Source organism: Streptomyces sp. NPDC015171 (assembly GCF_043079545.1).
Lineage (GTDB): Bacteria > Actinomycetota > Actinomycetes > Streptomycetales > Streptomycetaceae > Streptomyces.
Map to the genome: position 1 here is coordinate 1 of NZ_JBIBUO010000026.1, position 17,251 is coordinate 17,251.

Consider the following 17,251-nt stretch of genomic DNA (forward strand, 5'->3'; position numbering starts at 1 on the left):
GTCGATCCGGTTCAACAGGCGGTGGATTCGGTCCGGACCCGCATGACCTGCCTCCTCCGCCAGCGTCCAGCCGTTCTTCCGCTCCAGCGGAGCGATCAGCCCGCGCATATACGCCAGCGCCGATGCGCGCGGCTCCGACCTTGCAAAACGGTGAACGAACCGCTCATGCAGAGCCCTCAGTTCACCCGCCCACGACCGAACATCAGACGGTTCCCCACCCAAGAGCAGACCAACGAACCAGCTGCCCAACCGTCACGGCAAAGACCGTTGCAGTACTAGGGCCTGTTATGAAAGTCCTGGTTCACCGGCACTGGCCTCGCAGCGCCGCACGGTGAGGCCCCAGGTCGCGGCGGATCTGGGGCCTCGTTCAGTAGCAGGTAGCGGACGTCAGGACATGGGCCATCCGGGTTCGGGACTGTGGGGGCTGGTCAGCGGTTAAGGACCGTCTCGATCTTGGCGGCCACGCGCTGGGCCTGGATGTCACGGCCCTTCTCGTTGGGGTGGGCGTACCAGGGAATCGGCTGGCCGAGTTCGAGCTTGGAGTTCTCCAGCAGGCCGCCGATGCCCCGGTTGGCGCCGTCGCACGCCGTGTTGCTGCCGGTGTGGTCGTAGAGGTCCACGAAGTCGGCGCCCTCGTCCGCGGCAGCCTTCTTCATGACGTCGTCAAGCCGCTTCTGGACCTGGTCCAGGACGGGCAGCGCGTCCTGGGGGATGTCTGCGAACGGCAGTTCCGTCTGGCCGGGGGCCGCGGTCGCGCACTTGGTCATGTCCTGGGGCACGAGTCTGGGATAGCCGACCAGGACCCGCTCGGCGTCCGGGGATCGGTAGCTCGCACGCAGGAGCATCTCGTCCAGGCCCCCTTCGACCTGCTCGAACTTGTAGTCCAGCCATTCCTTTCCGTCTCCCGACGTGAAGAAGTCCCGGCACTCGCCGGCTGGTGAGTCCGGGTCCACCGGCCCTCCGGGCAGCAGGGCCTGGCCCCGGAGCTTGACGGAGCACTGCTTGAGGATGCTGTTGAAGCCCAGCGTGTTGCCACCCATGCTGCCCACGATCAGCCTGGTGTCGTCCTTGAGCGCGTCCTGCTGTGCCGGGACCTTCATGCCACTGCCGGGCAGCAGCTCCTGCTCTTGCCAGAAGTGGTGGATGAGTGCCCCTCCGCAGGAGACGTCCGACTGGACGTTGAGCGTGATGCCCTTGTCCGCCAGGCGCCGGGTGGCGACGGCGGGATAGTTCTCCTTCGCCTGGAAGCACCAGCCCCTCTCGCTGTCCTGGTTGTTCACGGGGGCGATGCCGAAGTTGGCGGTGTAGGAGTCGCCGAAGAAGACGGTCGGCACCGCCTCGGTGGGCGCCGCGCCGGCGGTGCCCGCCGGGACAGCGAGCGCCAGGCAACTGCCCAGCGCGGCGGCCGCCGCGGCCAGCCGCCGTGCCCGTGAAGTGGTCGTCGTCTTACGCATGGCCGAAGGCATGCCTGTGCCCTTTCGTCGGGACCCAGAAGGTGAGCGATCAATTCGTCACGCATCGTATTCATACACATTCGGAACGTGACGATCCAGGGCCGTGGAGCACAACCGGGCGTTCTCGGCCAATCCCTACGCCTCTGCTCGTCTGACCTGGTCAGAACGGGCGTATGACCGACGCGCCGGATGTGATCGCAACCCGAAGGAGGCGGGCCCCCGCGCACCTGCTGTGCGGCGAGGCCGTGCGTGAACGGGTCGGGGCCGCCTCCCGGCGGCCGATGACGCCGCACGCGCAGGCGATCGTCGAAGCTCAGCTCCAGGGGCGCTACGCCCGCCTCCACGTACTCGGCCGGAAGCCAGCCTGCGGTAGCCGGCCGGGACTGGTGAACGAGGGCCGCTTCCGGTCAGAGCCATTCGTTGACAGCTGCGATGAGCACGGTCGCCTCGTAGCGGACGGCGAGCTTGTCGTAGCGCGTGGCGACAGCACGGTGCCTCTTGAGGCGGTTGATGCCGCACTCGACCGCATGGCGCTCGCGGTAGTCGACCGGGTCGAAATGCGGCGGCCGGCCGCCGCGAGAGCCGAGCTTCTGGCGGTTGCGGGCTTGGTCGGCCTTGTCCGGGATGGTGCAGCGGATCCCGCGGCGGCGCAGGTAGGCGCGGTTCCTGCGGGAGGCGTACGCCTTGTCGGCCCGCACCCGGTCGGGGCGGACGCGTGGCCGGCCCGGCCCGAGGCGGGGCACGCGGATTTTCTCCAGCACGGTCTCGAACTGCGGCGAGTCGCCGCGCTGGCCGGCCGTGATCATGATCGACATGGGCTTCTGGCCCCGCTCGACGGCCAGGTGGAGCTTGGTGGTGAACCCGCCGCGCGAGCGTCCCAGCCCGTGATCACCGGGTTCGGTGAAGACACCACCCGGCGGTTCCTTCTGCAGGTCGCCCTGCTTGCGGGCACCGGCCGCATGCTGGTGGGCACGGCACACCGTGGAGTCGACGCTCAGGTCCCACACGATCGCACCTTTCGCGTCGGCCAGGGACTGGAGCCGGGCGAGGATCCGGTGCCAGGTGCCGTTCCGCTGCCACCGGCGGAAGAGGTCGTAGACCCGGCTCCATGGCCCGTACTCGACGGGAACATCCCGCCACGGAACACCCGTTCGGACACGGAACCGTATGCCGTCGATCAGCTGCCGCCGAGGCCAGACGGGCGGCCGCCCCGTTTTGGCGCCCTTCGGCAATAGCGGCTCCAGCACCGCCCACTGTTCGTCCGTGAGATCTCCCCGACCCATGGGCCGTGATCATTCACAGCCCAAGATCCACTTTCGATACACGGCCTAGGCCGTTTCCTTCGGATCACCGCGCCGACCAGATGAAGATGGCGGCGAGGTGGAGTCCGGTGAGGTGGACGGTGGCTGTCTTGTCGTAGCGGGTGGCCAGGCCGCGCCACTGCTTGAGCTTGTTGATGCGCCGCTCGACGGTGTTCCGCTGCCTGTAGACCTCACGGTCGAAGGCCGGAGGACGGACCCCTGCACCGCTATCCAGGAGAGCGGATTTCACCGGTAAGGGTGAAGATCAGGTTCCCTGAGTGCGCCGGATCGTCCTGATCTTGCACTGTTGGCGTGCATCCCAACCTTGCGGTGACCGGCCGTGAGGTGGACTCGATCAAGGAGTGGCAATCATGGCGAGCAGCAGTGCCCCCGCCGACCTGCGCGCTGACATCAGGTACCGCGATGACGGCAAGTACACGATGTACGGGATCAGTCTGCGCTGGCAGATCGGGAAGAACTACCCTGACAACGGGTCCTGGCCCCCTCCGGCGGACTGGGACGAGGGCAAGGCGCCCTATCCGCACGTGTATGAGGTGTGGCTCAACGACGAGCTGCGGCAGACGGTCTTCCTCCACTGGTCTGCCTGGAACTGGTTCCAGTCCAACTCCCACTGGGTCGATCTCGGCGACGAGGAACCGCTAGGGCTCTTCCATGTGAAGATCCGCGCCAAGGTGGGCGACGAGTTCACGCCGTTCACCAACACGGTCACCGTCGGTTTGGACCGGGCCGGCTTCGCCAAGTGGGCGGTGCGTCAGCCCCGCCGACGAGGCTCCGCGGCATCCAGCCTCGCCGCGGACCCGCGGCACGGCACGGCCAACCATCCGCGCAGCCGGGCCGGCGCCGCGATCAGGGACCAGGACTCCTCACCCATCTGCGCCGAGGCGCGCCGCATCAACACCAGTACCGACTGGCAGGAGGTGGTGCCGGGGGCTGCCAGGATGCTCGCCGACTATCCGTGGAACCACGCTCAGAAGCACCTCGAATTCCGCAAGTTCTTCGAGTACGGTGCGCTTGCTTCCGCGGGGAACCCGGCTTTCCGGGGTCTGGATCTGGCGCCGGACGACACGCTCGGGGACTGGCCCGTGACGGAGCTGGACACGTCGGCCCCCACCCAGACCTTCACCTACGACTACATGGCGTATCACTGGGGCGAGAGCTGGTCCCACCGGTGGTTCATCACCCGTGCCGACTGGGACCCCTCCGAGGGCTTGAGCTGGCAGGACCTGGAGCCGATCCCGTTCCTGGTCGAGGTGCACGGTGAGCCCCGCGAAGAGGAGTCCACCAGCTGGGAGTTCGCGTCGTTCCCGCGCCGGACGGGTCGTGCAGCGATCGTGGAGATCTGGGGTGGCCACGGAGGGCCGGATACACCGAACGGTGAGAACGGTGGCAAGACGGGTGAATTCTTCCTGTCCACCTGCGATGTGAAACTGCGCTAGGGCGTTTCCTTCAGATAATCGGTTCGTTGGCCTGGCGTGTTGTTGACTGATGCCCAGTGGGCTCGCATCGAGCCGTTGCTGCCGGACCGGACACCGAAGCGGGGTGGCCGGTGGCGGGACCATCGGCAGGTGATCGACGCGATCGCCTTCAAGTACCGCACCGGCACTCCGTGGATGGACCTGCCCGAGCACTTCGGCTCGTGGAAGGGCGCCCACAACCGCCTGCGGAAGTGGGCTGCCGACGGCACCTGGGAGAAGGTCTTCACCGCCCTGCTCGCCCAGGCCGACGTCGAAGGCGACCTCGACTGGGTCGTCGCGGTCGACTCGACCATCGTGCGCGCCCACCAGCACGCCGCCGGGGCCCGTCAAAAGGGGCCCCGGCCGGCGAGCCGTCCGACCATGCCCTCGGACGGTCCCGCGGTGGACTAACCACGAAGATCCACCTCGCTGCGGACGGCCGCTGCCGACCGCTGGCGTTCGTCATCACACCCGGGCAGGCCGGCGATGCACCGGCGTTCCCGCAGATCATGGCCCGATTACGAGTACCCCGCCGAATCGGCCGCCCCAGGATCACACCCGACGTGGTCCTGGCCGACAAAGCGTATTCGTCCCGGGCGATCCGCCGGCATCTACGGCGGCGCGGGATCCAAGCGGTGATCCCGCAACCGGCTGACCAGGCCGCTAATCGCAAGCGGCTCGGCCGCCGTGGCGTCCGACCGCCGACCTTCGACCGCGAGGCCTACAAGCAGCGGAACACCGTCGAGCGGTGCATCAACAAGCTCAAGCAGTGGCGGGGCCTGGCCACCCGCTACGACAAGACCGCAACCATCTACCTGGCCGGACTCCACCTCGCCGCCATCTTCATTTGGTCGGGGCGGTGATCCGAAGGAAACGCCCTAGGTGTATTGACCCGCAGCGTTGTTCACACGGCTGATGGGTGGCTGGCCGCCGAGTGCGGTGTGGCAGCGATGGTGGTTGTAGGTGTGCAGGAAGTCTGCCAGGGCTTCGGTGCGTTCTTGGTTGCTGGTGTAGGGCCGCTGGTAGGCCCATTCGTCGAGCAGGGTGCGGGTAGGGTCGGCCAAGCGGCGAGGTCCCTGCTGAGTAGGGTCTTTTCCGCCTGGCCTCCCACCGAACCGGACAGGCCCGATTTCCGAGCACCCGGCTCTCCAGTGACTACTGCGTGAGCGCCGTGTTCAGCTTCCCGGTGTGGATGCGCTCGTGGCAGGCGCCGCAGACCACGAGGGCCTTCCGCCGGCGCTTGGCCATCAAGTTCATCCAATCGGGGGACGGTCCATCCAGTCGGCTGAGGTCGTTGAGTGACCTGATGTGGTGAACCTCCACCTCACCAGCCCGTTCGCAAACTTCGCACCGACTTCCCTGGAGCCGACGGATCAACTCCTTGTGGGGATAGACGGGACCAGTCAGACGGTCGGTCAACTCCGCCGTCTTCTGCCGTTTGAGGGGAATCCCGCCGAATCGGGCCACCAGTTCCTTCCTGTTGTCCCTCGGCATACGAGCCTCGAAACAGGTGCGTGGCCCGTAGGGCGTCTGGATCTTGGCCTTGAAGCGGGCCGCCATCTTCGACACCGTGGAGCCGTGCTTTCGCGCCAGAGTTCGGAGCATGGAAGTCTCCATGACCCAGCGCAGCCGGTGAAGCCGGAAGACGTCACTGGCCATCAGGTAGTACTGGACAACACCCCTGTACTCGGTGGCGAATTTGCCGACAATGACATGGTCGGACTCGTTCACGAGCGAGTTCTGGCAAGCGGGTTTCCCTCGCGCCATGTAAGGGGTGTATCTGGCTTTGATCGCGCTGACGGGAACGTGCAGGACGATCGTCCCGTTCACGGAGCGGCGGTTGCGCCGGTCCGATGCGGACGGTCGACGTGTTCTGCGGTCCGTTCTCGCGGTTGAGATCTCGTAGCCGAGGAATCGTGCCCTGCCTGTCCGGGCATGGGTGATCAGCGTTTTCTCCTGGGAGAGTTCCAGCTTGAGGTCATCACGCAGGAACGTCGCCAGACGCTGTTTGATTTCTTCGGTTTCGGCCTTCGGCCCGACAAACCCGAGGAGGGTGTCGTCGGCGTAGCGCACGTATCGCAGCCTCCGATAGTCAGGATCGTTGGGATCCTGACTGGGGAGGCGATGCAGCTGCCGGTAGAGCGAGCGCACTTCAGCGCGGTCGCCCTTGCGGCGAGCACGTGCGATGGCCGATTCCACCCGGCGGTATTCTGTGCTGCGTGCTCGGAGCCTGCCTCGGGTGTATTCCGGGATAAGGGTCTGCTCGACGTAGGTGTCCAGCTTGTGCAGGTAGATGTTGGACAGGACCGGTGAGGCCACGCCACCTTGCGGAGCCCCGCTCAGCGTCGTGTGCCAGGTCCAGTCCTCCAGGTATCCGGCCGTCAGCATGTTGCGTACCAGCCGCAGGAACCGGCTGTCGTGGACCTTCTCGCCGAGGATCCGGAGCATGACCTCATGGTCAAGGCTCCCGATGCAGTCGGCGATGTCGCCCTCGACGAACCAGGTCGTCCCCGTCCAGGTGTTGACCACTTCACGCAACGCGGTGTGGCAGCCTTTCCGGGGACGGAATCCGTGGGACCTGCCAGAGAAGACCGGTTCGTAATACGCCTCTAGTAAAAGCCGCACCACTTCACCGACCAACTTATCCGACCAGGTAGGCAGGCCGAGAGGCCGAGTCTTCCCCTTCTGCTTCTTGGGGATATGAACTCGCCTCACGGGGTGGAACCGATAGCGCTCGTGACGCATCGCATCGATGATGCGATCGATCCGCCCCATCGACATGCCATCCACGGTCTCCCGTGTGGCCCCCGGCGTCATCGCCCCCTTATTGGAGTAGATGCGGCCGTAGGCCAGCAGATACAACTGCGGGTTGAACATCTGTCGATACAGCTCCTCACACGGCAGACCGCGGCTGCCGCGCGCACGCAGGACACCCAGCACCGTTTCGGCGCTCTGCATTTCGCATACCTCCCGACTTCGGGTGTCCGATCACCTGGCCCCCTTCGCCCGATGCGGACGGCTTTCCCGTCCTCCTTGGCCGGTCGTGACTCCGGCGACTACTACGGGGCCTCCGTCGCCATGGGGCTCGCGCCCGTTAGGCGATCCCACGTTCGTCTCTGTCGCACGTCCTAGCGTGACTTAGGCGCCCCACTCATCTCCTTGAATGCCCTCATTGGGCATCGCTCCTTGCTCCGAGAGTTGCAGAGTCCGTTCAACGCGAACTCCGCAGGGCTGGCGTCGGTTTCAGGCATCTTCCGACGGATGTGAACTTCCATCTCCTGGAGATTGGGATTCAGGCAGTCAAGCCTTCGCCGTATCACGCGGGCCTTCCCAGCACAGCGTCCCTGACGCCTGGGCCCGGCTGCTGGTTTCCTGGCATGCTCTGGTCCCCTTCACCTTTCGGATCCAGGTAAGCCATCAGGCCCAGAAACCTCCTCTCAAATTCCTCCCGGCTGTACCGGGGATACGACAGAGCGCCTCGTGGCGCACTTGAAGCGTTCGACCTTGCCATTGGTCTGCGGCCGGTAGGCGCGGGTGAGCTTGCCGGCCGCGCCGAGGTCGGCCAGGGCCTGCTGCCAGGCGAAGCTCTTGCGGTAGGGCCAGGCGTTGTCGGTCAGGACCCGCTCGATGCGGTCGATGCCCGAGGTGGCGAAGAAGGCCGCGGCCCGGCGGAGGAAGTCGGCGCAGGTGGCGGCTTTCTCGTCCGCGTGGATCTCGCTGTAGGCCAGTCGGCTGTGGTCGTCGACGGCGGAGTGGACGTAGTCGAAACCCATGCCGCTGCGGGTGGCCCGGCCGGCCTGTCGGCCCAGGACCTTGTGGCCGCCGCCGTCCGGGATCCGGCCGAGTTTCTTCACGTCGACGTGGACCAGTTCGCCGGGCCGGTCACGTTCGTAGCGGCGGATGACCTGACCGGTGGGCCGATCCAGGAAGGCCAGCCGGTTCAGACCGTGCCGGATGAGGATGCGGTGCACGGTGGAGGCGGGCAGGCCCAGGGCCGGGCCGATGCGGGCCGGCCCGAGCTTGCGGGCCTGGCGCAGTTGGCAGACGCGAGCCTCCACGGCTGCCGCGGTGCGGTGCGGCGTCGTGCGCGGCCTGCTGGAACGGTCGGCAAGGCCGCCTCGCCCTCGATTCGCCAGCGGCGGATCCACTTGTGGGCCGTGGCGCGGGAGATGCCCATCTCGGCGGCCACATGGGCGACCGGGCGGCCCGAGCGGACACGCTCGACCCGCAGCCGCCTGCTGTGAACGGTCAGCCGGGCATTACGGTGGGACACGAAGACCTCTGTGCGGTGTGTTCCTAGACAGCTCCACCACATCGGAGGTCTTCGCCATGATCAAGACCCCGGCTCTGTTAACAACGCTCGTGATCAATACATCTAAAGGGTGTTGCAGAAGGCTTAGCTTTGGGCATTTTGCCTGTATGGGTGGGGTGTTGAGGGCTGAGCCGTTGTAAGTGGAGACGTTCACCGGCTTGCGGATGGACCGGTTCGCGAAGCTGGTGAAGGCGGTACGCGAACGTGGCGGGAACGGGCCCGGCGGCGGCCGGCCGTGGTGTCTGCCGCTGCCGGACCGGGTGCTGCTGGTGGTCGTGTACTACCGCACGAACCTCACGATGCGGCAGCTCGCGCCGCTGTTCGGCATCTCGCCGGCGACGGTGTGCCGGGTCATCCAGCGGCTCCGTCCGCTGCTGGCGCTCGAGCGGGCTCCGCGGCCGGTGGCGGACACCGAGCGGCTGTGGATCGTAGACGGCACCCTCATTCCGGTCCGTGACCGCGAGGTCGGTGCCTCGTCCCGCAACTACCGGTTCTCGGCGAACGTGCAGGTCATCATCGACGCGGACACCCGCCTGGTCATCGCGGCGGCCCGACCGGCGCCAGGTAACAAGGCCGACGCGCATGTCTGGCGGGAGTCGGACCTGCCCGCTCTGGCGGCGGGCACGACGGTCATCGCGGACGGCGCCTACCTCGGCACCGGCCTGATCGTCCCGCACCGCAAGAGAGCAGGCCGCCCCCTCCTGCGCGGGCAGGAGGAGGACAACGCCGAGCACCGAAGGGTGCGAGCCCGTGTCGAGCACACCTTCGCCCGGATGAAGAACTGGAAGATCCTGCGCGACTGCCGCCAGAAAGGAGACGGCCTTCACCACGCGGTCCAAGCCGTCGCCACCATGCACCACCTCGCCATGGCGCGGTGAAACACCAGGTCAGGCGTCACTTCAGCCTGCCGAAGCCGGCTCTTCTGCAACACCCTTTAGTACTCCAGCTGTAGATCGCGTTCTTCGTAGTGCGAGGTCTGCCGGGTGGCGGCAGTGGTCAGCTGGGGCTTGGTGGCTGCGGCGGGCTGGCGCGTAGGGTGCCGGGTTGATCACGATGCCAGAGGAGTTTACACAGAGCACCGTCGACCGCGAGGGGGAGGCCGGGGCGGCGTGGCTCGCGGAGCTGCCCGGGATCGTAGAGGAGTTGCTGGGGCGCTGGGAGTGCGTGCCGGATGGTGACGTCATGCACGGGGGCGTCGGTGTCATCGTTCCGGTACGGCGGCGGGCTGAAGGGAGCGCCGTGCTGAAGGTGTCGTTTCCGCATCCTGGCAACGTCCATGAGCCGGATGCGTTCGTTGCGTGGGGCGGGTGCGGGGCCGTGCTGCTGCATGAGCGCGACGACGAGCGGTTCGCGATGCTGCTGGAGCGGGTTCAGCCGTCGACCCTGGCGGAGGTCGAGGACGGCGATGAGGTGGTGACGGTCGCAGGGCGGCTCAATCGCCGCTTGGCCATCCCCGCACCGCCCGGCCTGCCCCGGCTGTGTGAGCAGGCCGGTGCCTGGCAAGAGCAGTTGTGCAAAGACGCCGAGGAGTTGCCTCATGCACTGTCGCGTCAGGTGCTGGATGCCGCCGTGGCGACCGTTCGGGAGCGGGGCCGGTCCCAGCCGGACACCCTCGTCCATGGCGACCTCCATGCCCGCAACATCCTGCGTGCCGGCCGGGAGCCGTGGCTCGCGGTCGACCCCAAGGGGTACGCGGGAGATCCTGCCTACGACGGCGGCACACTGCTGAAGTCCCGCGCGCTGACGCTCCTCGAAGCGGATGACCTGCACAAGGCTGTCCAACGCGTCGTGGACGTCTTCACCGAGGCCGCGGAACTCGACCGTGAACGCGTCCGGCGGTGGGCCCAGTTCCACGCCGTCCAGGCTGCGTTCTGGGGCCGCCGCCACGGGTTTCGTATCGCCCGCACTGGACCACGGCTGGACTGGCTCACCGAATTCGCCGACCGCCTGGCGGAGTTGCTCACCAGACACTCGTACAACGTGTTGGTGCCGACCGGGTCCGGTGAGTGGACGAGTGCGCCCATCGTTGATCATCGTGAGCTGTGTGTACTGACGATGAGACGGTGGCTGCAGGTCACAGCATAGATCCCGCCTGGTGGCAGGAGGCGTTCGCGGCGGTCTTGGGCCGCATCGCGGGCCGGTTCGTCCGATACGAACCCCGCCTGCGGGCCGGGCGGCTGGTTCTGGGCCTGCTGTCGGACCTGCCCCGCAAGAACTGCTGGACGATCGCGGAGTGGGCTGGGGAGGCCAGCCCGCACGGTATGCAGCATCTGTTGTGCCGGGCGGCCTGGGATGCCGAGGCCGTCCGCGACGACGTGCGCGAATACGTCGTCGAGCACCTCCACCACGGAGCCGGGGTGCTCGTCGTCGACGAGACCGGCGACGTGAAGAAGGGCATCCACACCGTCGGGGTCCAGCACCAGTACACCGGCACAGCTGGACGGATCGAGAACTCCCAGGTCGCGGTCTACCTCGTCTACGCCGACGCACGGGGACACGCAGCAGTGGACTGTGAGTTGTACATTCCGCGCTCCTGGACGGGCGATCCGGATCGCTGCCGGGCGGCAGGGCTCGGCGAGGACATCGTCTTCGCGACCAAGCCGGACCTGGCCCTCAGGGTGATCGAACGGTTCTGGGATGCCGGCCACCGCGTCGGCTGGGTCACTGGGGACGAGGTCTACGGCGGCAACCCGAGACTACGCGCGGCGCTGGAGGAGCGCGGCATCGGCTATGTCCTCGCCGTGGCCTGCTCTGCCGAAATGGCCATAGGTGCAGGGGGTTCCGTGCCGATGTCCTGGTGAAGAACGTGCCGAAGCGGGCCTGGCAGAAGCTCTCGGCCGGACGCGACGCGAAGGGACAATGGTTCTACGACTGGGCCGTCGTCGACCTCGTCGCCCCGACGCCGGGCAGCCACCAGCTCCTGATCCGCCGCAGCCGCACCACCGGAGAACTCGCCTACTACCGCTGCTACTCCACCGAGCCAGTCCCGCTGACTGCGCTGGTCAAGACCGCTGGCTCCCGGTGGCGTGGGGAAGAGACCTTCCAGGCCGAGAAAGGGCTGGCAGGACTCGATGAGCACCAGGTCCGCCGCTACCACTCTTGGACCCGCTGGGTCACCCTCGCGATGCTCGCCCACGCCTTCCTCGCGGTAGTCCGTGCCGACGAACACGCCCGCAGCCCCGCCCCGGACGGACTGATCCCGCTGTCCTGCAACGAGATCCAGCGCCTGTTCATCACGATCGTCGTCCAGCCTCGCCACGACCTGGCCTACCGGCACGGCTGGTCGCACTGGCGGCGGCGCCATCAGCAGCGATCCCTCACCAGCCATTACCGGCGCCAAGCCGCGTCCCAACCTGAAGATCGCGTTCTACAGCTGGAGTATTAGCCATTCAACGATTTCGGGCAACAGAACAGGGCTCGCATAGACACGCCAACTTCTCCGCGCGTTGACCGCGGTGGCCGCCAGCCCTGCGCCACCGCGGTCGCCAGATTCGCCACGGGTTCAGTCCGGCCATTCTTCACCCCGGCACACCACCCGGACGGACACTCATATGTTGATCTTAATAATGATTTCCATTGAGGTGAGAACACCCTTTCGAGGGACCCCGCCCAAGCCCTGCCGCGGTCTAGAATCTTGATTGTTCTCATACCCCGTGAAAATTTCACTTTGGCGTGAAAACGCTCGTGGGTGTACCCAGTTGAGGCAGCGCGGCGGTGATGCGTCACCGCTGGCTACGCACGGAAGGTAGACGCGGGATGGGCAAGTGGGAAAACGGCATGGCGGCCGACCAGATCACCGGCGCTCGGTGGCAGAAGGCCAGGGCCAGTGATGCGAAGAACGACTGTATCGAAGTAGCGCGTCTCAGCGAAAATGAATACGCCGTCCGCAACTCGCGGTTCCCCGCCGGGCCGGCACTCATCTACACGAAGGACGAGTTCGACGCGTTCGTCGACGGAGCAGGCAGGGGGGAGTTCACCAACATGCCTGTCTAAAAAGAGGCGGGTAGCGCTTGCCCCTGGGCCAGCGGACTGTCCATCCTGAGCGGGCGACGGGAGGCCGTCGTTCACCGCGAGGAGTTTGAATGTCCGCTCAGGTTCTGGCCCTGGTAGGCCGGGAGGGGGAGGCGCCCCCTGCGACGCCGATGGCCGCAGCACAGCTCATCGGGGCTCTGCTGCGGCATCTGCGTGTCCAGTGCCGCCTGACTCTGGAAGAGGTGGTCGCCGCCACCCGCAACGACCCGGAGATCGGGTCCCTCGCGACGGTGCAGCGGTGCGAGAAGATCACCACCAAGAAGCTCAAGGAGGAGCGCGTCTACGCCCTGCTCCGCTTCTACGAGGCTCCCGCGGAGATCTGCCGGGAAGTGGAGATGTTGTTGAAGCAGTCACGTGGTGAGCAGTGGTGGACGCACTTCTCCGACATCGCCGGCGACATCATGATCGGCCTGCTGGCCCTTGAGGCACAGTCCAAGGTGATCAAGACGTGCCACTACCTCCTCGTACCCGGTCTACTCCAGACCGCTGGCTACGCCTGGGCGGTGATGAAGGACTTCTACGACACCTACCCGGACCCGAAGACGCGGGAGAAGAACCGGGCGGTGATGGACCGGCGGCTGGAGCTGCGCCTGCGCCGCCAGCACCTGCTCGACCAGCACGACGGGCCCCAGTTCACCGCGGTGATCCACGAAGACGCCGTGCGGAAGGTGCGGGGCGGCAGGAATGTCATGCGTGAGCAGCTGCGGCAGCTGCACAACTTCGCCGAGAACAAGCAGAACGTGCACATCCGGATCCTGCCGGCCTCCGCAACGCGGTCCAAGATGCCCGTCCATCCGGCGATGACGCTGTTCAAGCCGCACGACAGCGCGACCGGGCGGACGATCTACCTGGAAGACATGAACCGCGGCGGCACCTTCCTGTCCGAGCCGAGCGAGGTGGAGGTCTTCCAGGCGTCCATCGACGAATGGTGGGGCAAGACGTTGTCGAAGCAGGAGACCCTCGACTTCCTCCTGGAATGCGCCGCCGACCTGTCCGCCGGTCCTGCCGAGTAGTCACCTGATCCGGGCCACGGCGCCGAACTCGATCCACTCCGGGTCCGGGTCCTTCTGGCGCGGGGCGAAGTCGCTGTCCGGCAGCCAGCGCGAGACCTCGACGGGTCCCGGCGTTTCCAGCACCTCCAAGTGCTCGAAGTACCGCTGAACCTCCTCTATCGAACGGACACGGCCCCACTGGCCGCCGGTGGCCCGCCGCATGAACTCCGTCACCCGATGCCGCAGTTCGGGGTCGTCGCTCGCCAACTGCGAGATCACCATGAAGCTGCCGGGGGGCAGCCGCCGGGCGACGTTGTTCACCAGCGCCCACGGATCATCGTCATCAGGGATGCAGTGCAAGACGCTCACGAACAAGGCCGCCACGGGCTGACCGTCCCGTAGCAGGCGTCTGACTTCCTCACTCTCGAAGATCGCGTCCGTGTCGCGCATGTCGGCACCGAGGACTGCCGTCGTCTCCGGATCCTCCGCCAGCATCATGCGGCCGTAACTGAGGACATCGGGATCGTTGTCGGCGTAGACCACTTCGCTGGTCGCGTCGACCTCCTGCGCGACCTGGTGAACGTTCGGCCGGGTCGGCAGGCCGGAGCCATGGTCGAGGAACCGGCGGACGCCGTGTCGGCGGGCGAGATACCGGACCGCACGGACAAGGAACGCCCGGTTTACTAGCGCTAACTCGCGTGTACTAGGGGCAAGACGCAGTAATTCGTCGCATGCCTCCCGGTCCACGGTGTAATTGTCGGTACCGCCGAGGAGGTGGTCATACATTCGGGCAACGCTGGGTTTGCTGGTATCAACGATGAGCTGCTCCCCACGCTCAGTTCCCCGCGCCTACCTGCGCTGACGCGGGGCATTAACGGTGGGCCCCATGCTAGGAGAGTTGCTCGCCTGTTTGCTACCGGCCATCACCCTCTGGAGGTGCACCTACGAATCAAATCAGCCGCCCTTTACCGTGCTTGATGCTCCGGCGCACACCGGTTGGCATTCGACTTTGTCATATTCACCGCTCGATGCTCATCATGGCCCGGCTGCGCAGCAGCTCGAAGTCCGCCTCCGCCAGCCCCATGGCATGAGCCGCCTGGCGCGGTGTCAGGCCCATCTTGTGGCGCAGCACGAGTGCGTCGGCCTCAAGGCGATGGAGCACACGGTGCAGCCGGGCCGTGGGCCCCGTCAGTCGGGCCGCGCACTTCTGTGACAGCAGGTCCCAGGACGCCGCCGAGGGGGATGCGCTTCCTAGTACCGCCGGCCAGCGGGCGGCGACCTCCTGCAAAGCGGCGCTGGCGAGTTCACCGCCGCGGTGCGGCGATCCTTCGGCGAGGCTGCCGAACCTCCAGTAGACCGGCCAGTGGTCGTGGCAGAAGGCCGTGAAGGCGAGGGGAGCTCTCACGGGCGGCGCCAATGGTCGGTGAGCCAGTACGGGGTGGAGGTGGCCCAGGCGGCCCGGTGCAATGGTCGCGAGCGACCCGCCGGGGTCGTGGCGCTGCAGCATGGTGTTCACCCCACAGGTTCGGAAGATGGCCGCGGCAGCCCCCGCACGAGGGCAGGGCCGGAGGCCGGCGCGCCACGGTGGTGCATCCATCGGGGAGGAGACCAGAGGGCGTCTGCTCGAAGGACTCCGAGCAGACGCCCTGGCCCCGCGCCCGGCCCATTGCGGTCGGAGCGCGGGATGGCCGGCCGACCGGTGCGTCAGCTGGCGTAGCGGATTTTCACGAAGGAGACGGCACTGCGGTCCGACAATGCCGACGCCGTCATCATCATCTGCACTTCCGGTGGCAGAGCCCCGGGCCAGATGACGGCCGCCGCCATGACCGCGGTGGTCAGCGCGGAGCCGAACCGGAACGTGAGCAGGAAAACGCTGGCAACGGCCGTTTGGAAGAGGGCCGGCAGCGGAATGCTATCCACGGGCGCCGCCCGTACAAGGCGTGCCAGCCCCCTGCGAACGTGCTGAATCAACTTCCGTACCTCCTGGTGCGTTGGGTGACGAAGCACGAGGAGAAGGGCCCCGACGCGACCACCAGCCAACTTGGGGCCCTTCTTCGTGCATTCGCACGCTAGACCCGCCGCGCGGACTACAGCACGAACTGACAATCGTGAAAACGGAGTCGGGAACTCTTGGCGAGCACGAAATCGGACGCCCTTACCGGCCACTTCACGCCAGAAGGACGCCCTCATGTTCTCACTAGGTGCCAGGGTGCGATCAGATCCGGACAGAGAATCTCCGCCCCCGTGAAAAAGCCAGCCCCATCCTGCCGCGAGAATCACTCTTTCAGGGGAACCGAATCTCCGTCGCAACGCGAAGCCTGAACTTCTCCAGACACACGCGCCAGACGAGGAAGGAGGAGGGGAAGACCCGTCGAGTCGCATGCGACGCAAGGGCAGTGGGCCAGCAATGGGCCGGTCTCAGCCGCCGGCCGCGCCAGCCTCCGGCGAGAGAAGGGGGCAAGATAGCGCAGGAGCGCTGGTTGGTCAAACCGGCGCTCCCGCGCACCATTGCAGTGTGGCCGCCGGGCCGGACGGTCGTCGGCGGCGCGGGGCGCTTACGAGTTGGTGCGTGATAGCGGGTGAGGTGTCGTGCCAGGTGGATGGCATGATCCCGCTGTGGCGATCATGGTCAATCGGGCGATGCTGGCGCATCGGCTGTTCACGGGGCTCTCTCGGTCTCATCTTGCTTGTCTGGTCGAAGAGTTGGCCGAGCCGTGGCAGGCCGGGGTCGAAGGTCGTCGCCATGCGACGCGGGGCGGGGCCAGGAAGCGGGCCGCGGGTGCCGGCGCCAGCCATCAGCTGGTGTTCGTCGACAGGCTGGTGGCCACGCTGATCCATCTGCGGCACGACCTGCCGCACTCGGTGCTGGGCCTGCTGTTCGGTGTCGACCGCTCCACCGTGACCCGGGCGATCGGAGAGGTGCGCACGCTCCTGGCGGAACGGGGGTGCGCGGTTCCCGACCGTCCCGGCCTGCGGCTTCGGACGCTGACGGATGTATTTGCCTATGCCCAGGCCGAAGGCGTCGAGCTGCGACTGGACGCCACCGAGATCCAGGTTCGCCGGCCACCGGCCGGCCGCGGCGGACGTCGTGCCTTCGTCTCGGGCAAGAAGAAGCAGAACACGATGAAGGCCACCGTGATTGCCGACTGGCGCGGCCGCACGTTATGGACCGATGCCCTGCGACCTGGGCGTATGCACGACGCGACGGCTGCCCGCAACGAGGGCATCGCCGTCTGCTTCCGACACTTCCCCGACGCCGAGGTCCTGTTGGACGACGGCTACCTCGGCCTGAGCCGCGACCACCGCGGCCAAGCGATCACACCGCCCAGAAAACCCCGGCCCGGAGCACTGCCCGGCAGAGTCGAGCAGTGGGAACGGGACCGCCACGGGCACTCGTCCGACCGCATCACCGTCGAGCACGCCCTTGCCGATCACAAACGCTGGAAGCAACTGATCCGCTGGACACACCGGCGAGATGTCCTGCCCGACACCTACCGCGCCATCGCCGGCCTCGTCTCCGACCGCACCGCCAACGCCTGAAATCCGGCCACGGCCAGGCCGAACACGCCTCACCCGCTATCACGCACCAACTCGTAAACCGGTATCGTAGGCCGCATCTCCCGCTCATCGGCTCCTCAGAAGGGTTGCCTCGCCGCTTGAAATGCGATAAAGCGACCATAGCCGC

The 17,251-nt window shown here is 66.7% G+C and carries 13 protein-coding genes and 5 pseudogenes; 8 read left to right on the top strand and 10 right to left on the bottom strand.

The genetic code is table 11. The annotated features are described in order from the left end of the window. From ACF073_RS38200 to ACF073_RS38215, 4 genes and pseudogenes are all read right to left on the bottom strand, one after another. Nucleotides 1-222 (bottom strand): annotated as a pseudogene (locus ACF073_RS38200) (IS701 family transposase); the annotation flags it as partial. 206 nt (nt 223-428) lie between these two features. Next, entirely contained in the window at nt 429-1,454 is a 1,026-nt protein-coding gene (locus tag ACF073_RS38205; RefSeq protein ID WP_392076108.1) for an SGNH/GDSL hydrolase family protein, read from the bottom strand. A gap of 407 nt (nt 1,455-1,861) precedes the next feature. Next, nucleotides 1,862-2,737, bottom strand: coding sequence for an IS5 family transposase (locus ACF073_RS38210; RefSeq protein WP_392076109.1), 876 nt, complete (start codon nt 2,735-2,737; stop codon nt 1,862-1,864). 64 nt (nt 2,738-2,801) lie between these two features. Then, a pseudogene (locus ACF073_RS38215) lies at nt 2,802-2,978 on the bottom strand (transposase); the annotation flags it as partial. A 148-nt stretch (nt 2,979-3,126) separates the two neighbouring features. Between ACF073_RS38215 and ACF073_RS38220 the strand changes: the two are divergent. Further along, nucleotides 3,127-4,212 (top strand): lytic polysaccharide monooxygenase auxiliary activity family 9 protein, encoded by a 1,086-nt coding sequence (locus tag ACF073_RS38220; protein ID WP_392076110.1) that lies wholly within the window; start codon nt 3,127-3,129, stop codon nt 4,210-4,212. Between the two features lie 36 nt (nt 4,213-4,248). Next, nucleotides 4,249-5,093 (top strand): IS5 family transposase gene (locus ACF073_RS38225; protein WP_392076111.1). Its coding sequence is split into 2 segments (ribosomal slippage): nt 4,249-4,579 and nt 4,579-5,093, totalling 846 coding nucleotides; the frame shifts between segments, so codons are not numbered across the junction. A 15-nt stretch (nt 5,094-5,108) separates the two neighbouring features. Here the strand turns inward: ACF073_RS38225 and ACF073_RS38230 are convergent. From ACF073_RS38230 to ACF073_RS38240, 3 genes and pseudogenes are all read right to left on the bottom strand, one after another. Further along, nucleotides 5,109-5,337 (bottom strand): annotated as a pseudogene (locus ACF073_RS38230) (integrase core domain-containing protein); the annotation flags it as partial. A 48-nt stretch (nt 5,338-5,385) separates the two neighbouring features. Beyond that, the gene (locus ACF073_RS38235) at nt 5,386-7,188 is read right to left on the bottom strand and encodes a reverse transcriptase domain-containing protein (protein WP_392076112.1); all 1,803 of its coding nucleotides are present in this window, start codon (nt 7,186-7,188) and stop codon (nt 5,386-5,388) included. Between the two features lie 536 nt (nt 7,189-7,724). Then, a pseudogene (locus tag ACF073_RS38240) lies at nt 7,725-8,503 on the bottom strand (IS481 family transposase); the annotation flags it as partial. Between the two features lie 203 nt (nt 8,504-8,706). Here ACF073_RS38240 and ACF073_RS38245 point away from each other — a divergent pair. The 5 genes and pseudogenes from ACF073_RS38245 to ACF073_RS38265 all read left to right on the top strand — a co-directional run bounded on the left by ACF073_RS38245 (nt 8,707) and on the right by ACF073_RS38265 (nt 13,587). Then, nucleotides 8,707-9,420, top strand: coding sequence for a transposase (locus tag ACF073_RS38245; protein ID WP_392076175.1), 714 nt, complete (start codon nt 8,707-8,709; stop codon nt 9,418-9,420). A 166-nt stretch (nt 9,421-9,586) separates the two neighbouring features. Continuing rightward, nucleotides 9,587-10,627, top strand: a complete 1,041-nt coding sequence (locus ACF073_RS38250) for an aminoglycoside phosphotransferase family protein (RefSeq protein WP_392076113.1) — start codon at nt 9,587-9,589, stop codon at nt 10,625-10,627. A gap of 35 nt (nt 10,628-10,662) precedes the next feature. Beyond that, a pseudogene (locus tag ACF073_RS38255) lies at nt 10,663-11,927 on the top strand (IS701 family transposase). A 371-nt stretch (nt 11,928-12,298) separates the two neighbouring features. Then, nucleotides 12,299-12,535, top strand: coding sequence for a DUF397 domain-containing protein (locus ACF073_RS38260; protein ID WP_392076114.1), 237 nt, complete (start codon nt 12,299-12,301; stop codon nt 12,533-12,535). A gap of 89 nt (nt 12,536-12,624) precedes the next feature. Next, entirely contained in the window at nt 12,625-13,587 is a 963-nt protein-coding gene (locus tag ACF073_RS38265) for a helix-turn-helix domain-containing protein (protein ID WP_392076115.1), read from the top strand. Here the strand turns inward: ACF073_RS38265 and ACF073_RS38270 are convergent, their stop codons facing one another. From ACF073_RS38270 to ACF073_RS38280, 3 genes are all read right to left on the bottom strand, one after another. Then, entirely contained in the window at nt 13,588-14,385 is a 798-nt protein-coding gene (locus ACF073_RS38270; RefSeq protein WP_392076176.1) for an SAM-dependent methyltransferase, read from the bottom strand. It lies immediately after the preceding gene. A 199-nt stretch (nt 14,386-14,584) separates the two neighbouring features. Continuing rightward, complete coding sequence (locus tag ACF073_RS38275; RefSeq protein WP_392076116.1) at nt 14,585-14,971, bottom strand: hypothetical protein; 387 nt, start codon at nt 14,969-14,971, stop codon at nt 14,585-14,587. A gap of 299 nt (nt 14,972-15,270) precedes the next feature. Then, a complete protein-coding gene (locus ACF073_RS38280; protein WP_392076117.1) occupies nt 15,271-15,486 on the bottom strand; it encodes a hypothetical protein in 216 nt (71 codons plus the stop codon). 705 nt (nt 15,487-16,191) lie between these two features. On the opposite strand from ACF073_RS38280, the gene ACF073_RS38285 reads away from it, so the two are divergent. Then, on the top strand, nt 16,192-17,106 hold the full coding sequence (locus ACF073_RS38285; RefSeq protein ID WP_392076177.1) for a transposase family protein: 915 nt from the start codon (nt 16,192-16,194) through the stop codon (nt 17,104-17,106). Nucleotides 17,107-17,251: the final 145 nt, after the last annotated feature.